The sequence below is a fragment of the Streptohalobacillus salinus genome, from assembly GCF_003201605.1.
GTDB classification, from domain to species: Bacteria; Bacillota; Bacilli; order Bacillales; family Amphibacillaceae; genus Streptohalobacillus; species Streptohalobacillus salinus.
The window spans coordinates 191,634-210,860 of record NZ_QJJR01000001.1 but is presented as its reverse complement, the minus strand read 5'-3'; the positions used below and the strand labels follow the sequence as shown (position 1 = coordinate 210,860).

Here is a 19,227-nt window from a genome sequence, read left to right as displayed (position 1 = left end):
GCTCACCATCCTTTTCAAGCTTATTATGCACAATTGTAATAATAACTGATACTAGTATATTTCCTTTAACTGATTGCCTTAAACCTATGCACCGTTAACGCATTCATTCTTGAACTGCTCACCACTTAACGCCCTTACAAGCTGTTTGAAGTGGGGGATTCCTAAGTAAAGATAGCTAACGGTATCTAAATAAAATTAATCACAAAAAAAGACACACCCGAAGGCATGCCTTTGTGCTCAAACTATTGTACGCGTCTAACATGTCCAGCAAATTTACTTGCCCAGTAACCTGACGTCATATCTGCAATCGCAACACCAGTTGAACTTTGAGAGCCAATAAACTTACCGTTTCCTAGGTAGATACCGACATGACCGTTTGTTTTGTATGTGTTGAAGAAAACAAGATCACCCGGCTGCATGTTAGCTGTTGATACACGTGAACCGGTTGATGATAAACCAGCTGTACTTGCTGAAATATGAATACCTTGTGTTCTAAATGCCCATGACACAAAACCTGAACAGTCAAAACGACCATTTGCTACATCATATTGAGAACGTCCCCCACCAAATACGTAGGTTGAGTTACCAATGTAACGATTTCCAACCGTTGTCACATTACCCACGCCACCCGTTGCAGCTTGTGCCGTAGTAGACGATGATTTTGACGTTGATGATTGCGCGTATTGTGTGATTGATTCTGCTGCTTCTGATTGTGTTGCTGCACGGTCTGCTTCTACACGAGCACGCGCATTTTCAATCATTTGTTGTAATTGTTGATCTTCTAATTGTAATTCACTAACCATTGCTTGACTCTTCGCTTTACGTTCATTTAGTGATGCCATGTTCGCTTCATGATCTTCTACTTGTGATTTAATTTGTGCTTGCATTAATACTAACTCTTCTTTAGTGTCCTTAAGCGTTGTTAAGGTATCTTCAACCGTTGCTTTTTTTGACTCTAACAACGCTTGCGCTTCAGCAATTTCATTCATTAACTTTTGATCTGACTTCGTAATTTTATTAATCATACCGACGCGATCAATAAAATCTAAGAAGTTTTCAGCACCAAACAACACTTCAATATAACTAATTGTGCCACCACTTTTTTGAAGGGCTACCGCACGATCCTTTAATATTTCACGACGTTTAGCAATGTCTTCTTCAAGCTCATTAATTTCAACTTCTAGTGTTTTAATTTCATCTGTTTTTGCTTGAATGTCATCTTCAGTCTCTTTGATGGTTGCTTCGTTTGCTTCAATTGTTTCAGTCATGCGTTCAATTTGCTCTTCTAACTCCACAATTTCTTGTTGTAAGGTTGCCAGTTCAGTTTCTTTTTCTGATAGGGCTTCTCTGACCTCACTGCGTTCTGACTCTAAGCTTGTTTCTGCATAGACAGCCGTTTGCAGTTGGGGAACGGTTACTAAAACTCCAGTTGTAATAATGGCACTCGCGATAATTTTTTTAAGATTCACAGGTATTCACGCTCTCTTCCATCAAAGTTTATATGTGTTTATTCGTTATGATTTTTATCGGTTTCTTTTTTCACGCAACGCCAGTATAACATCTAGAAGTGACAGAGAGATTTAACTTATATTACAGTTGTATTACATTCATGTAAATGATTGATGCTTTCGGTAGGAAGAAATCGTTTATTCTTGCTGGTTTTCCTTGTATACTTTATTCAGCACCGTTTATAACTGCTGGATGATAAGCGGTTGTTTCGACGAGGAACAGCTTTTGATTCACATCAGTGAAAAACTTTTACTGGTCACATTAGCCTATGCATCACTTTTTCAAGTGTCATTTGATGCGCTATTGAGAATTTCAGAACACTTCGACGTTTGTGGTGTTTCAAAGAGGCAATGGCTATCTTGCGCATTTATTTTAGCGGGTTTTTATTTTAGGAGGGCATATTATGAGCAAATGGGAACTGACAAAACAATTCAACTCTTCTTACGGTACAGTGAGGTTTGATGTCATCGGAGAGGGTCCGCCGTTAGTACTAATACATGGCACACCGTGGTCATCGTTCAACTGGCGACAAATTATACCTGGATTAAGTAAATGGTTCACGGTGTATTACTATGATCTTTTAGGTTACGGACAGTCCGAAAAAAAAGCGAATCAGGATGTTTCGTTAGGGATTCAAAATAAAATTCTAGTAGAACTCCTTCAGCACTGGGGCCTTGACTCCCCTTATGTAATAGGCCATGACTTTGGTGGAACAACCGCTCTGAGAACGAACTTATTGAATAATGTCCCCTTCAAAAAAATGGTCTTAATCGATCCTGTTGCGCTCGGTCCATGGGGTTCCCCTTTCTTTACTCACGTGTACAAACACCAAGCTGCTTTTTCGGGTGTCCCTGCTTTTATACACGAGGCCATGGTATCCGCCTACATTGAAGGTGCCGTTTATAACGACATGCATAAAGAAACAAAAGCAGGAATCATCCAATACTGGCTAGGTGAGCATGGACAAGCTGCTTTTTATCAACAAATGGCCCAAGCAAATCAAAGCTACACCGATGAGGTTGAAGCGCTCTATCATACCATTGATACCCCGACTTTGATTCTATGGGGAGAACATGATGCCTGGATCCCCATTGAAAAAGGACATGCGTTGCATGACATAATTAGCGGATCTCAGTTTCAGACCATTCCATGTGCTGGACATTTGGTACAAGAAGAAGCACCTGCTGTCGTCCTCGGTCATGTGCTAAAATTTTTAACGGAATCCTCACATGATGAGAAGGAATAACGGCACGGAAGACGCCTAAAGCTTGCTAACATTAAGCACCTGTAGGTATCGGTCGCACGAAATGGCGCCATAGCATTAGTCTTACAGCTGATTACTACGTTTATACAGATCTAATAAGCCAGTTGCGCTTTCAAAATCGCGTAACTGGCTTATTTTCGACTTGCTACTGGAGATTAAGATGGATCCACTTCGCTTAAGTGATTGATCAGATCAATCGCAACATCTACAGAAAGTTGGCCTGGCGCTGATTGGTCTTTTAACGTAGCAAACGTCACACTTGAGCCAAACCATTGACCACTGACCCGACTAATTGCCCCTAAGCGTCCCATTGCCATCGCAATGATTGGCATATTCAGTTCTGCTTTAATTTTCAAAACACTATCCATCAAACTTAAGACATCTGATTTGTGATGTGGCATGACGGCAAGCTTTAAAACATCTGCTTTTGTGGCTGCTTGTCTCCGAAACACGTCAAGCAAGTCCGCTTGTATCGGCGTGTGATTAAAATTGTGATAAGAAACAATGACTTGCGTTTGATATTGATGTGCCGCTTTAACAATGGCTTTATGATCGACAGGACGATTAAGTTCAACATCGATATAATCGACCGCTGCATGGTGATAAGCCATGCGAAGTAAGTCCGTATAAGCTTCCATGGTAATCGCCGCTTCGCCACCCTCTTCTTCTGTTCTAAAGGTGAAAATCAATGGTTTCGTTAATGTTGTTTGATATAAGGCTAATGCTTGGGGAATTGCCTCTTGATAATAATCCACCCGCCATTCAACGAAATCAATCCCCTCATGAGAATTAATCGTTTCAATCGCTAGCTCTAACTGACTCAATGTTTTTGCCATGATGGGTACACAAATCTTAGGTTTTCCTGAACGTTCTATCCTCACCCGTTATCCACTCCATTTCTTTGTTTCTTCTTTATCACTTTTTTTATTTTCACCGCTTTATTCAAGGGTTTAATTTTTTCAGGTTTTCACACACGTACCTCTATTATACAAAGACAAACACCGCTTCACAACGACGAGTTGCATTTGCTGACCCAAACATAGCGAGCACCTGTCTTTTAGAAAAAGACAGGCGCTCGTTGGACAGATAAACTTATTTAGCTTCCCGTAAACTATAGTGGGTGACTGTTGCGGTTAGCTTACCAGTGATCTCGACCTTATCTTCATGTTCATCAGGGTACATCCGCGTTGTCATGACATACTCCCCTTGATTGATAAACACCTCAAGCGATGAACGATCCACAAACAACTGCAATCCGGTTAATTGTTCAAGTTGTAAGGTGCGTTGTTTCCGGCCGTAGCCCGCTTCGTTCAACTGCAGGGTCAATAGCCCTTTTTCACTCTGGAAATGAATGTTCGTATCGCCTTTAATCTGCACCGATAACTCAGTTATCGTCTCAATGTCAACGATGATTTCTTGTAATTGTCCACTGAAATATTCATAGGTCCCATCTGTCACGTTCAATTCTCTCGTCACCGCTACATCTCTAAGTACTTGGTAGTTTTCATGTGGCTGTTGATAAAGCTTACCCGACCGTACTTCTAGTACACGCGGCAATGTCATCGCATGCTGCCACCCGAGTGGAACGGTCGGGTTTTCATATTCTGCATCAGGTAATCCCATCCACCCCCAAAGGATTTGACGACCTCTTTCGTCAGTGAATGTCTGTGGGGCGTAAAAATCAAACCCATAATCCAACTCCTGAAATGGTGTGTCCGGCGTAAACGTTACCGTTTCCCAATCGACGGACCCAAGGTAGTACCCAGACTGATAGATATTTTGGAATCGGTGTGGTTGTGCATCAATGCCTTGTGGGGAAACCAGTAGTACTTCTTGATCTCCTAATTGAAAGAAGTCCGGGCATTCCCACATATAACCCATATGAGCAAGCGGACCGAAAAAAACACCATGATAGACCCAGTCATCTAAGTTATCAGATCGATAGACAAGCACTTGGCCTTGGTCCGCTAAATCTCTGGCGCCGAGTACCATGTAATACGTTCCATTAATTTTTCTCACTTTAGGATCGCGAATGTGATTGCTCATTGACGGTGGATAATCAGCTGCTGCAATAACCACTTGTTGTTTCTCAATCGTTGCACCATTGTCCCGACTGATGGCATGAATGGTGTTTTGTTCACGGCCTGATGTAATATAATCATGATGACCTAAATGTTTCACATTCCCGGTGTAGAAATAATGAATCACACCGTTTTCGATAAAGGCACTCCCTGAATAAACACCATGTAAGTCATAAGGTTGATCAGGATAAAGTGCAACACCTTCGTCTTTAAAATGCACCAAATCATCTGAGCGCATATGCCCCCAATATTTAATCCCGCCTGCAGCATCATGCGGCGCGTATTGATAATACAAGTGATAGACGCCATCAATTTGTAAGGCACCATTAGGGTCATTTAACCAGCCCATGGGTGCCTCCACATGAAACGCTTGTCGCCAAAAATGTGTGGTGATTGTTTCTTTCGGCATGTTCATTTGTTCTTGATAATATTGTTGCAAAACGTCATGTAGTGGATTCATGTTATTGTCACCCTCTCTAGCTGTTCTCATTTAGAAATGCATGAACTTCCGCAATGGTTGGTAACGACTCAACCGCACCATTTTTTGTCGTTGTCAGCGCAGCAAATGCGTTACTAAAGGCTAGATAGTCATGCATTGCTTGTTCTGAAATTGCCGTCAGCGCCTGATCATCGCGCGATACTTGATAGAGCAAAGCCCCAATAAACGCATCACCTGCACCTGTTGTATCAATTGCCTCAACCTTAAAACCTGGATGACTAGCTTTTTTATCTTTCGTTAAAAACACTGCACCGTCTTTGCCCCGCGTATAAATCACCCAGGAAACATCTCCTCTAAATAACGATTGCAGTGCTGCTGCTTCATCTTCAATTCCGGTGATGAAATAAAGTTCTTCATCTGATACTTTCAAAATATCTGCGTAAGGAATAAAGGCTTGAATCGCCGCTTTACAAGCCTCTTCGCTTTCCCATAAAGGTAGACGCACGTTTGGATCAAAGCTAATACGAGCAAGTTCTCTTTTGGCGTGTTCAATCGCTTCAATATGCGCATACTTCACCGGAGCTTCGATGAGATCGACTGAGCAAAAATGAAGGAGATCCTTTGGCTCGAAAGGGAGGTCCCTTACTTCTTCTTTTGATAATAACATATCTGCACTTGGCTTACGATAAAAGGAAAAATCACGTTGCCCATCCTGTTTAAGGGAAACAAAGGCAAGACCTGTATTCGCCTCAGTTGTTTTTAATAAATGCGTGGTATCAACCTTAAAATGTTGTAACTGCTCGGTAATATGTTCGCCAAATGCATCTTCACCTCGTTTTGAAATAAAAGCACTTTGACCACCTAAGCGCGCGACGGCGACAGCCACATTCGCTGGTGCGCCCCCCATTACCCGCTTAAATGACGGGACATCTTTGAGTTGTGAATCGGTCACACTCGGAATAAAATCAATTAACGCTTCACCAATACTATATACTCTACTCATTTACTACACATCCTTCGCTTATCTTTATCTATGACTAAGCAACTTGCCCATTACTGGCTTTTGTTGTTACTTATTTCTTTACCCCGATTTTGGGTTGCTTACACTTTCCGTTTATCCGGTCGACATTCTTGAACTACTCACCACTTATCGCTCATGCGAGCTGTTTGAAGCGGGGGGTTCTCGCTTATTTTTAGATAAAAAGGGCACAGAGCAAGTTGCCCTATACCCTTATAAATTAAAGCTGATTCATTTTTATTGAATTTCTTTACTAATCACATTCGATTGGATTCTTACTAAGACAAAGCCAACAATAAATGCGACAGCAATAACAATAATGTACTGGGTAATCATCCAAAAGCTACTTGCATACAGTAATAGACCTGGCACAAACGTAATCCCCATACCTGTACCCGCTAAGCCTAAGATTGATGTAACCAACCCACCAGCTGCACCACCAATCATACCTGAAACAAAGATTCTAAAGTGGCGTAAGTTCACACCAAAGAGTAGGGGTTCGGTAATACCAAACAGCGTTGATGCTGTTGAAGATAAAGCATTGCTTCGTTTAATTTTATTCTTCATCAGTAATGCTGTCGCAATCGCAGCGCCGAATTGGCCTGCCATACTTGCCGTTCCTAATGTATTTAATACATTTCGACCGGTATCATTTAACAAGCTAATCTCAATAATTGATAATGAATGATGTAGACCTGTTATCACTAATAATTGCTGGAAAGCGGCATAAATAACATACCCAATGCCGAATGGTGCTTCAATTAAGAAAACAATTGATTCAATAACACCGTGTTCAACGGTTTGTAAGATCGGTCCTAAAATAAATAGCATAACTGCAATCGTAACGGTTAAACTAATAAACGGTGTGACAACTAAATCCATCATTTCCGGAACGAATTTTCTTAAGCCTTTTTCAAGTTTTGCGATCAAGTAACCGGCAATAATTGCTGGAATTATTGAGCCTTGATAACCGACTAAATCAATACCTAAGACGGTAAGTGCTTCTGCATCACCAGCCGCAACTGCCCAAGCATTCGGTAATTGCGGAGCAACCATCATCAGACCAACCACGATACCAATAATCGGATTCCCACCGAATTTCTTCGTCGAGCTATAAGCAATTAAAACTGGTAAGAATGCAAACGCTGTATCTGTTAACATCCCAAACAGTGCTAAGCCTGCACTATCAAACTCAACGCCAAGCTCAAGTAATAAACCACGAATACCCATTAGTAAACCGGTTGTAACTAAAGCTGGAATAAGTGGTACTAAAATATCCGCAAGTGTTCTTACAACTTTTTGTAAGGGACTTAAGTTTTTATAAACATCTTCTTTAAAATCACCATCCGAAGCACTACCCTCTGAATCACCCATCACTGTTTTTAAGTCTTCATAAACAGCGTTTACTCTTCCAGTACCAAAAATGAATTGGTGCTGACCCGTATTAAAGAAGTAACCTTTTGCGTCTGGAATCTTTTCAGCCTCTTCTTTATTTACCTTGCTGTCATCTTTCAAAATGATTCTAAGGCGCGTCGCGCAGTGTTCATAATTTTTAATGTTTTCTTTGCCACCGACAACTTCAAATAACTTATCGAGCGTTTGTTGATATTTCATTTCTTTAACCTCCTCATTTTTTAACACATAATCTATGATGACATTGCATGGGTTCCATGCATATGTTTCATCCCCATTCACGCAAAGCTGAAATCGATTTCATATCAGTTTAAAAAGGACAGCTTGTCCCTTTTAAACACTCCCGTATCTACAGGTGCTTCACACTACGTCGTTCTTTAAGTTGAAAAGAAGTCATTAATTGTTCACCTTTGTGCGCGTTGTTTTCGATTAAATCAAAAACAGCTTCGGCAGCCATTTGACCACTTGTCTTAAATGTATAATGCATCGTTGTCAGTGGTGGATTTAAATACTCAGCTAACTTAATGTCACCTATTCCAACCACAGAAATATCTTCTGGGACGCGATACCCCTGATCTAACAGTGCATGAATCGCACCAATTGCCAAGTGATCCGTGACAGCGAAAACTGCGGTAGGTTGGCTTTTAGCTAAAATCTTCTTCATCATCTTAAACCCTGTATCGATGTCAAAATCTCCAATTGCGATAAGTCCATCTGATCCATTAAGATTGTAATCGCTTAAACAATCGAGATAACCTTTCTTTCTTAACACACCCACAGCGTAATCCTTCTCATCAACGCCAATAAAACCAATTGCTTTATGGCCTTGATTAATTAAGTACTCGGTCATTTGGTAACTTGCATCGTAATCATTATGAATGATGGAAGTATAGCCGCTAACTTTTTGACCTAATATCACGATAGGAATTGTCAATTTATTCATCACTTCTAAATGACGATCCGTGACTTCTGTCCCCATCATAATAATGCCATCAACTGATTTGTTTGAAAGAAATTTCAAATACTTAATTTCTTCTTCAATGTCTAAATTGGTATTCGCAATCAATACTTGATACCCTGCCGTTTTTGCAACGTGGGTTACCCCCGCTACAACACGACTGGCTGTTTCTGTGCTGATTTTCGGGACAATTACACCAATCATACGAGACTTTTGGCTTTTTAAGGATTTTGCAATTTCATTTGGTTGATAATCAACCGCTTCAATTACCTCAAGCACAGCTTTCCGTTTATCCTCTTTCACATAACCATTATTATTCATCACTCGTGAGACGGTCGCAGGTGAGACCCCTGCGAGCTTGGCAATATCTTTAATTCGCATCTGCTTCACCTTATTGTTTCGTCATTGATGAAATACCTGAAATCGATTTCATATTCATATTATAGCAAATCTAAATTCGCTGTCAATAGGTTTTCCTTAAAAAATTGAATTCGCTTACACGGTTGTGCTTAAACACCAGGTGTTACCAGCTCGTCCGAATTAACCGTCTTTGTTTTTGAAGACAGCCCACGTTTTCTCGCGACCAAAAACGATCGTAACCGTCGTTAAATGCAACATAAACAAGCAATGAAGGTGCTTTCCCTTCACTGCTTGTTAATCTCACTTCATGTCAACTGTTTTATAAACATTAAAGTATTTAATCGCTTGTTTTTCCCAATCAAAGTTGGCGGCAAATGCTTGTTTGACATAAGTCTCCCAGACTTTTTTATCTTGATAGAGTTCATTTGCTCGTTTGATTTGTTCATACATTTCATGGGCATTATAATGGTCAAAGATAAAACCAGTCCCAGTTTCTTTTTCAAGATCGATATGGTTTACCGTATCATTGAGACCACCGGTTCGATTTACGATCGGTAGTGTTCCATACTTCAAGGCAATGATCTGACTTAAGCCACACGGTTCAACACGGGAAGGCATCAGAAAGACATCACTTGCCGCATAAATCTTTGATGCCATCTCATTACTAAAACGAATATGAATTGACGTTTGTCTCGGCCAACGATCCGCTACATACTTGAAGAACTCCTCATAGTGATACTCTCCTGTACCTAATAAGACAAGCTGTACATCTTCTTCCATGATATCTTCAATCATGCGCATCACGAGGTCAATGCCTTTTAGCTCAACGAGACGTGTCACCATCCCAATCGTTAACTTCTCGGGATCTAAATCATATTCTTCACAGAATGCTTGTTTATTTTCCTGCTTCCCTGCGAAAGTATCATAATTTTTGTAGAGCGCTTGATCGGTTTTTGGGTTAAAGAGATCATAATCAACCCCATTTAATATCCCACGCATCTTCCATTTCACATCACGAATGACACCGTCCAGTCCTTCTGCAAAATAAGCATGTTCCAGTTCTTCTGCATAGGTCGGTGAAACAGTTGTGACATAATCAGAATAGTAAATACCCGCTTTTAAAATGTTGATCGCACCGTTAAACTCAAGTTCACTGGTGATATCGTTTGGATATAGACCTAATAATTCAAACAGCGTCTCTGCGCCATAAACCCCTTGATATTTAATGTTGTGAATGGTCAGTACCGTTTTGACTTGATGACCACAACCGATGCCGACTTGTTTGTTCAACAGCATCGGAATCGCAGCGGTTTGCCAATCATTGCAGTGAATGATATTCGGACAAAAATCAAACAATGGTAAAAAGGTCAAAGTCGCTTTTGAAAAGAACAAGAAGCGTTCCGCTTCATCATAATAACCATAAAGCCCGCTGCGGCCAAAGTAGTAATCATTTTTAATGAAGTACCAAAAAACATTATCATGCTTCAACACGTATAATTCACACGGCTGATTTCTCCAATTTAACTGGACATCGAACTCCCCAATCTTCTCCATCTTCTCTTTATAATGTTCTGGAATATCTTTGTACAGTGGCATGACAGCGCGAATGTCGACATTATTTTTCTTTAATGTTTTCGGCAATGCACCAGCAACGTCCCCTAGTCCTCCGCTTTTCGCAAATGGAAAAGCTTCAGAAGTTGCATATAATATTTTCACCCTCACTCAGCTCCTTATTGTTCTTTTCGTTTAATTAAAATCGGTTCTGTCGTTGAGCTGGTAATGAATTGCCCCTTTTTCACGACAGCATTCTTATCCAAAATCGCATTCACAACAACCGCTTCTTCTTCAACAATTGCACCTTGCATAATGATACTATTCTTTATTTTCGCACCCTTTTCAATCCGTGCATTCCGGAAAACAATACTTTGTTCAACCGTCCCATTTACTACGGCTCCACTAGCCACCATCGCTTGTTTAACACTAGCATCTTTTCCATAAACGGTTGGGTGATTATCTTTTGCTTTGGTATAAATTTTTCGTTCATTTTTAAATAGTTCCCTGTGGACATCACACTCGAGTAGCTCAAGCGACGCCTCATAATAACTTTGAATTGAATTTATGATTTTTACATAGCCGGGAATTGCATAACCCATGACTTTACAGTCATCAAGGCAATGTTTCAATAAATCAATAAAATCAATCAACCCTCTTTTCTTCGCTTCATCTAAAATTTCCATGAACAAATTCTTTTTTATCACCAGGGTATCGATAAAGAGATCGCCTGACGTTTCACGCTCATGATTTTCAAAAATGTCAATGACTTTGCCTTCTTCTAAATCTAAATGGACTTCTTTATTCATGATCATCCCTTGATAATCATGTTTATACAACATGGTCACATCCGCATCATTACCTTCATGCGTTTCAATCACATGTTTCATATCAATATTGGCAATCACATTCGTGCCACTAATGACGATGTGTTCGACAGTATCTGGTAATTTATGAAAGAAGGCACTGTTGTCAATAAAGTCTTGAATAGAAATCCGACTGACTCGACCTATTTTGGCTGAACGATCCCCTTGCAAGATGAGTAAATCATTACTTTTACGGGAAAGGTTCCAGTCTTGACCTTGCTTCAAGTGATCGACGAGCGAACGATAATTATAAGAGCCCATCACACCGACATAGAGATCGGCGGTCATATTCACTAAATTGGATAAAGGAAAATCAATCAAACGATATTTCCCACCAAATGGAATCGTATGAATACTACGATATTGAATCAATTCATCCAAATCTAATTGGTTTGAGCTATTAACGATAATACCCACTGCTTTTTTCATGACGATGCCTCCCCTGTGTAAAGTGTGACATTTTCGGAATCTTTTTGTCCGACAATTTCGTTTTCATCGACAACCACGTTGTAAGAAACAATCGTCCGTGTCACAACCGCACCTTTTTTAATCCGAACATTGCCAAATAAAATCGCATCCTCGACGACAGCTCCTTCTTCAACAATGACATCACGGCTTAAAACGGAATGTTTAACTGTCCCAGCAATATAAGAACCATCGGCAATTAGACTGTTGGACACATTCGCTTCTTTTGTCACAAAGTGAGGTTCGCGGTTCTCATTATTTGAATAGACACGTAATTTGTCTTTGGTTAAATCTAAATCGTCGCGTTGGTCAAGCAAATCCATGTTCGCTTGATAGTAACTATCGACCGTTCCAACATCACGCCAATACCCATCAAATAAATAGGCGAAAATGTTTTTTTCTTCGTTAAGTAGACGTGGAATGACATCATGGCCAAAATCTTTTTGTGATGCATCATCGTAATGATCTTTTTCAAGTGCTTCCTTCAGAACAGACCATTTAAACACATAAATCCCCATCGAGGCCATGTTGTTTTTCGCATCTTTCGGTTTCTCTTGAAAGTCTACAATGCGCATCTCTTCATTTGTATCAACGATACCGAAGCGGAACGTCTCTTCCCACGGGACAGTTCGCACACAAATGGTTAAATCAGCATCTTTTTCCTTCGCTTGTTCAATCATTGGGCGATAATTCATTTGATAAATGTGATCCCCTGATAAGATGACCACATATTCTGGGTCATACATTTCGATAAACTCAAAGTTTTGATAGACAGCATCTGCTGTTCCTCGATACCATTCGGCATGGTCCTCACGCATATAAGGTGGAAGAATATATGCACCTTGATTAACTTTATCCAAGGCCCAGGCATTCCCGTTTCCAATATAGCGATTTAACAAAAGTGGTTTATACTGGGTCATGACCCCCACAGTGTAAATCTCAGAATGGAAACAGTTACTTAGACTGAAATCAATGATCCGGTATTTCCCACCGAACATGACACCAGGCTTTGCATTTTTTAAGGTTAAATCTTCTAAGCGTGTCCCTTGACCCCCTGCCAAGAGCATCGCAATTGCATCTGTCTTTTTCATAAGTTTAGCCTCCCCCAACTCATTTTGTGATGTTGCATCTATTTTACTCACAGGGCCAAATTAATGACGATGCGAGAAAAACACTAAGGAACTTCTCCCTTCAATTTCCACATGTGACGATTCAATGGGTTCTAAATGCTCTGCTAATATACACGCGCGCGTCGTTGGTCGACTTGTGTCAACATGTAGCTGCCACTGATACGGTTCCGGTAGCGTTGGCAATTCCAACATATGATTCTCCCAGTGGCTATTCATTGCAATGTAGCAATAATCATCCTTTTCACCAGTGATGTCACGTCCACTAAACATGACGCCATGCACGCGCACCGCCTCCCAATCTGACAAGTACCAAGCATCTACCCCATGTTTAGAATACGGAGGATAACCTGATTTGGCAGGCTGTGTTTGTCGTCTGAGGATTGGATGACTTTTCCTAATCGTGATCAGATGTTTAACAAAATTAACCATGTCTTGATTTTTTTCTTTTAAAGTCCAATCAACCCAAGAAATTTCATTATCCTGACAATATGCGTTATTGTTACCGAATTGAGTCCGTAAAAATTCATCGCCTTGCGTTATCATCGGTGTACCTCGGCTCATAAGTAATGTAGTAAAGGCATTTCTGATCATCCGATGACGTAATTTAATAACTCGAGGATCATCTGTTTCTCCCTCGATACCGCAGTTCCATGCATGATTATCATTTTCACCGTCAGTATTATTCCAACCATTTGCTTCATTATGTTTCTCGTTATAGCTATATAAATCATAAAGCGTAAAGCCATCATGACAGGTGAGAAAATTCACTGATGCCGAATTACTTCGTGATTCAGGTGGATATAAATCGACCGAACCAGCAATTCGATCACATACCGTGTGACTTAACCCTGGCTCACCTTTGAGGTATTCTCTCAAATCATCACGATATTTCCCATTCCATTCCGACCAGCGATTCCAGTCGGGAAAAGAACCGACTTGATAAAGTCCACCGGCATCCCATGCTTCAGCAATCAGTTTAACTTCAGATAGTACGGGATCAAAGGCTAAGTTTTGTAAGAGCGGTGGATTATTCATTGGTGAACCATCTTCATTTCGCCCAAGAATTGAAGCTAAATCAAAACGGAAACCATCGATGCGATACTCAATCACCCAGTGTCGTAAACAATCGATGATCATTCGCCTGACGATTGGGTGATTACAATTCAAGGTATTGCCACAGCCACTAAAATTAAAGTATTGACCATCTGGCGTTAACATGTAATACACACTGTTATCAAAGCCTTTTAAATTGATACTAGGGCCTTGCTCATTACCTTCTGCAGTATGATTGAAGACCACATCCAGAATTACTTCAATCCCATTATCATGTAATTTTTTAATCATTTTTTTTAGTTCGGTGCCTTCATGATTGTATTCAATGTCAGAATTATAAGCAGTATTTGGTGCGAAAAAAGAAATCGGATTGTAGCCCCAATAATCATATAGCCGTTTACCTTTATGGTTTCGCATGCCACTCATCTCATCAAATTCAAAAATGGGCATCAGCTCCACCGCATTTACACCTAACTCTTTAAGATAAGGAATCTTTTCCTTCAAGCCATTAAATGTCCCTGGATGTTTTACGTTGGAACTTTTATCTTTAGTAAACCCACGAACGTGGAGTTCATAAATAATTAGGTCCTCCATCGGTATGTGTGGTGACCGTGATTTCTTCCAGTCAAAATCACTTGAAACGACACGCGCTCGGTAGGTCATGCCATAGGGTGGCGTAACGCCCCACTCGCTTTGCCCAGTGACTGCTTTTGCATACGGATCAAGTAAATAATTGGAGTCATCGAATATTTGGCCTTTTCTCGGTTCATACGGCCCATCGACAAGATACGCATATTCAAAGGCTTCAATATCAACACCAAATACGATCATCGAATAGACATTACCGACTCGGTATGATTCTGGGAAGGGTAAGATCGCATAGGGTTCTTCAGCTTGCCGTTCAAACAGTGCCAATTTAAAGCTGGTCGCATGCTGTGAATGAACGGTGAAACTAACCCCTCCTGGAATAACCGTTGCGCCGTACTCATCAAAAAAACCTGGCCTAACTTTGAATCCTTCCAATTCATCGATTGGCCCTAATTTCTTCACATACTGATCAAGAAATAATTGATAGGGTTCAAATGTTTTTGTGTGCTTACTACTCATGAAAGCTCTCCCCTTCAGTCTGTCTATCTAACCATTAATGTGTTTTGAATTCTAAATCGTTATTTTCTAACGACTCGCTTCTTTTTTATGATCAATCCTTCCAAACCTCCTAGCGGCAAGACAATCGATTGTTTAAACCCGTGCATCGGTTTGGCTTCGGATTTTACATATTTATAATTTTTATTGCGGTACGGGTGGGTGGATGTATTAAACATGATCCGGTATTCCCCTTCATCCTTAACACCTATTCTAAATCCTTCATATGCGACTGGTGTGAAGTTAAGCACAACATGAATGTAATCCTCATCACTACTAAGTCGCAAGTAACTATAAATGCTCTGGTCACGATTATCTGCATCTACCCAGCGGAAACCATCAGGGTCGTGATCTTTAATAAATAAGCTTGGTTCAGTTAGGTATAAACGATTGAGCGCTTGATTAAATTGACGTTGTTCTTCGTGAATGGGGTAATCCAATAAGAACCATTCGACCGGCTCATAGTAACGCCATTCTAAAAATTGCCCGATCTCATTCCCCATGAAATTGAGTTTCTTACCTGGATGTGTGATTTGGTACATCATCAATAACTTCAATGTTTTAAACTTTTCTTCGTAGGTACCGAAAGCCTTATCAATCAGAGATTTCTTCCCATGAACAACTTCGTCATGAGAGAAGGGTAAAATAAAGTTTTCGCTATACCCGTAGTGCATGGAGAAGGTTATTTTGTCATGACTTCCTTTTCTAAACAATGGATCAAGTTCAATGTAATCAAGGGTATCATTCATCCAACCCATCTTCCATTTATAGTTAAAGCCAAGGCCACCCTTATCAACCGGATAGGTCACAAGAGGCCAACTGGATGATTCTTCTGCTGCCATGATCGCAAACGGATAGCGTTTAAATATTTCTTGATTGAGTTCCTTAAGGAACGCAATCCCCCATGAGTCTTCCATGCCACCCTCTTGATTTCGGTAGGGTTCATGGTCCATGCCAAAGTTCAACTGCAATATCGACGTTACCCCATCAACACGAATGCCATCAATATGGAATTTCTCGAAGAAGAAGCAAGCGTTTGAAATCAAGAAGTTTCGTACTTCCGATTTTTCAAAGTTAAATTTTTTCGTCCCCCAGTTTGGGTGGTCAATGCCGCCATATAATTCCGTGCCGTCAAAGTACATCAAGCCGTGTTCATCACGACAAAAATGTCCGGGTACCCAATCAAAGATTACCCCAATCCCAGCCGCATGGCATTGGTCAATTAAATACATCAAATCTTCCGGCGTACCGTAACGACTCGTCATGCTAAAGTAACCCGTGACTTGATAGCCCCAAGAGCCATCAAAAGGATGTTCAGTCAGTGGCAGCACTTCGATATAGTTATAGTTCATCTCTTTTAGATAAGGGACCAACTCGTCAGCAATTTCGCGGTAGTTGTAAAAACTGCTTGGATCCACTGATTTAAATGCTTCGTTATCAAACTTACCTTTTTCTTTCATCATCCAAGAACCTAAGTGGAGTTCATAGATATTAATCGGTGATTGATAAGGGTTAAAGTTTTGTCGCTTTTCAAGCCATTTATCATCAGACCAAGTAAATTGGTTAAGGTCAAACACAACCGACGACGTATCTGGCCTTACTTCAGAAAAGAACGCATAAGGATCTGACTTATAAATCGCTCGTCCATCTGCGGTGAAAATCTTATATTTATAAACTTCACCAGTTGTAATGTCAGGGAAAAAAGCACCCCAAACACCGGTATCGGTTACGCGATCCATCGGGTTAGCTTCGTCATTCCAATAATTAAAGGTTCCAACCAGTGAAACGGCCTCTGCACTCGGGGCCCATACCAAAAAAAGCACGCCTTTTTTTCCGTTTTGTTCAATTACATGCGCACCAAAGTAGTCATAACTGTTGTACAGTGCTTCTGTATGAAAAGCTTTTAATGCCTCTAGGTCTACTGTGTTATGTATATCCATAAATAATCCCACCTTTTGTTTAGTCTGTTTAGTGTAAAACTGAACCCAACAACAAAAACAGCAATTGCATTCACTTCTTTTTATACTTTAATGTAAAAAACCCAGGTACTTTCGAACCCTCAATAACTAATATTGTTAATTCTAGCGTTTTTTAGTCCTATTAAATTATCTCAATTGTATAATAATTTAAAAAACTTAACAATATTACCCCTCAAATTAAAATTAATTTATTAAGGCCATCCGTGTTGACAAGAAATCGCTTACTAAAATGATAAACACATACGACACTACAGGTAACTATAATTAGTTTATTCCCTTCCAACAGGCGTTAAAAACGCATTTCCTTAATCAATTTTATTTGTCACGCTATAAAAAGATTGTAATATCCACGTAAATGAAATCGCTTAAACATACACCGTCTATTCTTAAGCTAAATAAAACACCCCCTTGCTTTATTTAAAAGCAAGGGGGTGCATCATTATTGATTTCATTAGGTTATTTGTAGATTACTTTATTTCGACCACTTGCTTTTGCTTCATATAATGCTTTATCCGCTCGGTCAATCACTGCTTTTAGCGATTCTGCCTGCTGATACTCTGTAACCCCGATACTTACAGTTATATGACCGACACCAGAGAAAGAGTAATCTTCAATTGCACGCCGTAACGTATCGCAGTAAATCATCGCTGCTGATCGGTGCGTATGTGGCAACATAACAATAAATTCTTCCCCACCATGTCGAGCGAAAATCTCGTCGTTAGTTAATGTTTCGCACATGATTCGAGCTATCGCTTGTAAAACCTCATCCCCTGTTCCATGACCAAACTGATCATTGACTTGTTTAAAAAAATCAATATCCAAAATCGCAAAATAATGTTGCTTCTGTTTATGCATTTTCATTAATTTCACAACACGTTGGTAGAAGTAACGGCGGTTATACAAGTTCGTTAATGGATCTTTCCGGGCAAGCTCACGCATGGCTTTTTGACGTTGATGGAAGATGTAAACAAAAGCAGCGGCAAGTAAAAAGATTGCTGTAATGGTAAACACCGATATATTTCTTGTGGCCGCAATCGTACGCAATTCTGTCGTAGGTAAAATATAAGTGAAATAACCGACCGGGTCACCTTTAAAGTTCTCTGTTTCTGAATAAAAAATGACATAGTCACGTTTGTTATAATGAATCAATTTAACGAATGACTCTTTTGACAAAATAGGATCCTCAATTGATGACCGAACCAAATCAAGTAATTGATTGTCCTTATAATAAGACGCCTCTTCCTCTGAAATAAGTTCTGCCACTGCTTCGTCAACGACATAACCTTCGGCTAATAGTGATGGTTCGTAGCGTGATCGTTCAGTTTCAAATACCGTTGATTCCATCACTTCTTTTTCAATAATGAAACTACTGCGAACGCTAGGAAACATTTCACCTAAGATAGAAATAATGCTTTCCAGTGAAATAGACACTTCTACACTACCAACGTGCTCACCTAGAGAAAATAACGGATAAACAAACCGGTAGCCATTGAAGATACGACCTTCTTCAAACCCACGTGTATAACGTTTCTCAGTATTCGTCATTCTAACGGTTTCTCTTAAATCGAACAAATTATCGCCAAATTTATCTGGTGCATGCATTCGCAAAAAACTATCGCCATTCGGCAGATGAAAATGGAGTTGTCTAAAATCATAGTCACTCGCAACCTCATACATATCTTCAAATATTGTATACATTTCCATTCTAATCTTGGCCTGTTCTTCCTCTGATGCTTTTGTTGCTTGTTGCATCAAGGTTGTCACTTCTTCGGTATTTACAGCGGATTCAAAAATAAAATTTGAGAACCGTTCATACGAGGAAATAACAGAAGCCGTTGAGCGTTCCAACAGATTAGACCGTTCAACTAAAAATTGATGATGATTCTTTTCATATTCCGTTTGTACCGCCCATAGTGAAAGGAACCAAATGACAATAATCGTAAAACCCATGATTAAAATAAAGCGATTTCGTCTATACATGAATATACTCCTAACATG

The 19,227-nt window shown here is 40.0% G+C and carries 13 protein-coding genes; 1 reads left to right on the top strand and 12 read right to left on the bottom strand.

From position 1 onward, the window contains the following. Positions 1 to 242: 242 nt before the first annotated feature. The gene (locus tag DES38_RS00900) at positions 243 to 1,469 is read right to left on the bottom strand and encodes a coiled-coil domain-containing protein (protein WP_110250195.1); all 1,227 of its coding nucleotides are present in this window, start codon (positions 1,467 to 1,469) and stop codon (positions 243 to 245) included. Positions 1,470 to 1,912: 443 nt separating this feature from the next. Between DES38_RS00900 and DES38_RS00895 the strand changes: the two genes are divergently transcribed. Continuing rightward, positions 1,913 to 2,755 carry an alpha/beta fold hydrolase gene (locus DES38_RS00895; RefSeq protein ID WP_110250194.1) on the top strand — a complete coding sequence of 281 codons (843 nt, stop codon included), beginning with the start codon at positions 1,913 to 1,915 and terminating at the stop codon, positions 2,753 to 2,755. Between the two features lie 173 nt (positions 2,756 to 2,928). Here the strand turns inward: DES38_RS00895 and aroD are convergent, their stop codons facing one another. The 11 genes from aroD to DES38_RS00840 all read right to left on the bottom strand — a co-directional run bounded on the left by aroD (position 2,929) and on the right by DES38_RS00840 (position 19,209). Beyond that, positions 2,929 to 3,654: a type I 3-dehydroquinate dehydratase gene (gene aroD / locus DES38_RS00890; RefSeq protein WP_110250193.1), complete on the bottom strand. Its 726-nt coding sequence runs from the start codon at positions 3,652 to 3,654 to the stop codon at positions 2,929 to 2,931. Positions 3,655 to 3,865: 211 nt separating this feature from the next. Further along, a complete protein-coding gene (locus DES38_RS00885; RefSeq protein ID WP_110250192.1) occupies positions 3,866 to 5,314 on the bottom strand; it encodes a glycoside hydrolase family 32 protein in 1,449 nt (482 codons plus the stop codon). Between the two features lie 16 nt (positions 5,315 to 5,330). After that, positions 5,331 to 6,296 carry a carbohydrate kinase family protein gene (locus DES38_RS00880; RefSeq protein WP_110250191.1) on the bottom strand — a complete coding sequence of 322 codons (966 nt, stop codon included), beginning with the start codon at positions 6,294 to 6,296 and terminating at the stop codon, positions 5,331 to 5,333. 252 nt (positions 6,297 to 6,548) lie between these two features. Then, entirely contained in the window at positions 6,549 to 7,925 is a 1,377-nt protein-coding gene (locus DES38_RS00875) for a PTS transporter subunit EIIC (RefSeq protein WP_110250190.1), read from the bottom strand. Positions 7,926 to 8,073: 148 nt separating this feature from the next. After that, complete coding sequence (locus DES38_RS00870) at positions 8,074 to 9,063, bottom strand: LacI family DNA-binding transcriptional regulator (RefSeq protein WP_110250189.1); 990 nt, start codon at positions 9,061 to 9,063, stop codon at positions 8,074 to 8,076. A gap of 279 nt (positions 9,064 to 9,342) precedes the next feature. Further along, the gene (locus DES38_RS00865; RefSeq protein ID WP_170114294.1) at positions 9,343 to 10,758 is read right to left on the bottom strand and encodes a glycogen synthase; all 1,416 of its coding nucleotides are present in this window, start codon (positions 10,756 to 10,758) and stop codon (positions 9,343 to 9,345) included. A 14-nt stretch (positions 10,759 to 10,772) separates the two neighbouring features. Continuing rightward, positions 10,773 to 11,888, bottom strand: a complete 1,116-nt coding sequence (glgD, locus tag DES38_RS00860; RefSeq protein WP_110250187.1) for a glucose-1-phosphate adenylyltransferase subunit GlgD — start codon at positions 11,886 to 11,888, stop codon at positions 10,773 to 10,775. Next, a complete protein-coding gene (locus tag DES38_RS00855; RefSeq protein ID WP_110250186.1) occupies positions 11,885 to 13,015 on the bottom strand; it encodes a glucose-1-phosphate adenylyltransferase in 1,131 nt (376 codons plus the stop codon). The genes glgD and DES38_RS00855 overlap by 4 nt, the downstream gene beginning before the upstream one ends. 60 nt (positions 13,016 to 13,075) lie before the next feature. Then, positions 13,076 to 15,214 (bottom strand): glycogen debranching protein GlgX, encoded by a 2,139-nt coding sequence (gene glgX, locus DES38_RS00850; RefSeq protein WP_110250185.1) that lies wholly within the window; start codon positions 15,212 to 15,214, stop codon positions 13,076 to 13,078. Positions 15,215 to 15,273: 59 nt separating this feature from the next. Then, on the bottom strand, positions 15,274 to 17,190 hold the full coding sequence (glgB, locus tag DES38_RS00845) for a 1,4-alpha-glucan branching protein GlgB (protein WP_110250184.1): 1,917 nt from the start codon (positions 17,188 to 17,190) through the stop codon (positions 15,274 to 15,276). Between the two features lie 495 nt (positions 17,191 to 17,685). After that, positions 17,686 to 19,209 (bottom strand): sensor domain-containing diguanylate cyclase, encoded by a 1,524-nt coding sequence (locus DES38_RS00840; RefSeq protein WP_170114292.1) that lies wholly within the window; start codon positions 19,207 to 19,209, stop codon positions 17,686 to 17,688. Positions 19,210 to 19,227 lie beyond the last annotated feature (18 nt).

Bases quoted from the DNA above. Each gene is read 5' to 3' on its own strand.
- DES38_RS00870 (WP_110250189.1), bottom strand. From the start codon at position 9,063: ATGCGAATTAAAGATATTGCCAAGCTCGCAGGGGTCTCACCTGCGACC.
- glgB (WP_110250184.1), bottom strand. From the start codon at position 17,190: ATGGATATACATAACACAGTAGACCTAGAGGCATTAAAAGCTTTTCAT.
- DES38_RS00880 (WP_110250191.1), bottom strand. From the start codon at position 6,296: ATGAGTAGAGTATATAGTATTGGTGAAGCGTTAATTGATTTTATTCCG.
- DES38_RS00855 (WP_110250186.1), bottom strand. From the start codon at position 13,015: ATGAAAAAGACAGATGCAATTGCGATGCTCTTGGCAGGGGGTCAAGGG.
- DES38_RS00840 (WP_170114292.1), bottom strand. From the start codon at position 19,209: ATGTATAGACGAAATCGCTTTATTTTAATCATGGGTTTTACGATTATT.
- DES38_RS00875 (WP_110250190.1), bottom strand. From the start codon at position 7,925: ATGAAATATCAACAAACGCTCGATAAGTTATTTGAAGTTGTCGGTGGC.
- DES38_RS00895 (WP_110250194.1), top strand. From the start codon at position 1,913: ATGAGCAAATGGGAACTGACAAAACAATTCAACTCTTCTTACGGTACA.
- glgD (WP_110250187.1), bottom strand. From the start codon at position 11,888: ATGAAAAAAGCAGTGGGTATTATCGTTAATAGCTCAAACCAATTAGAT.
- DES38_RS00885 (WP_110250192.1), bottom strand. From the start codon at position 5,314: ATGAATCCACTACATGACGTTTTGCAACAATATTATCAAGAACAAATG.
- glgX (WP_110250185.1), bottom strand. From the start codon at position 15,214: ATGAGTAGTAAGCACACAAAAACATTTGAACCCTATCAATTATTTCTT.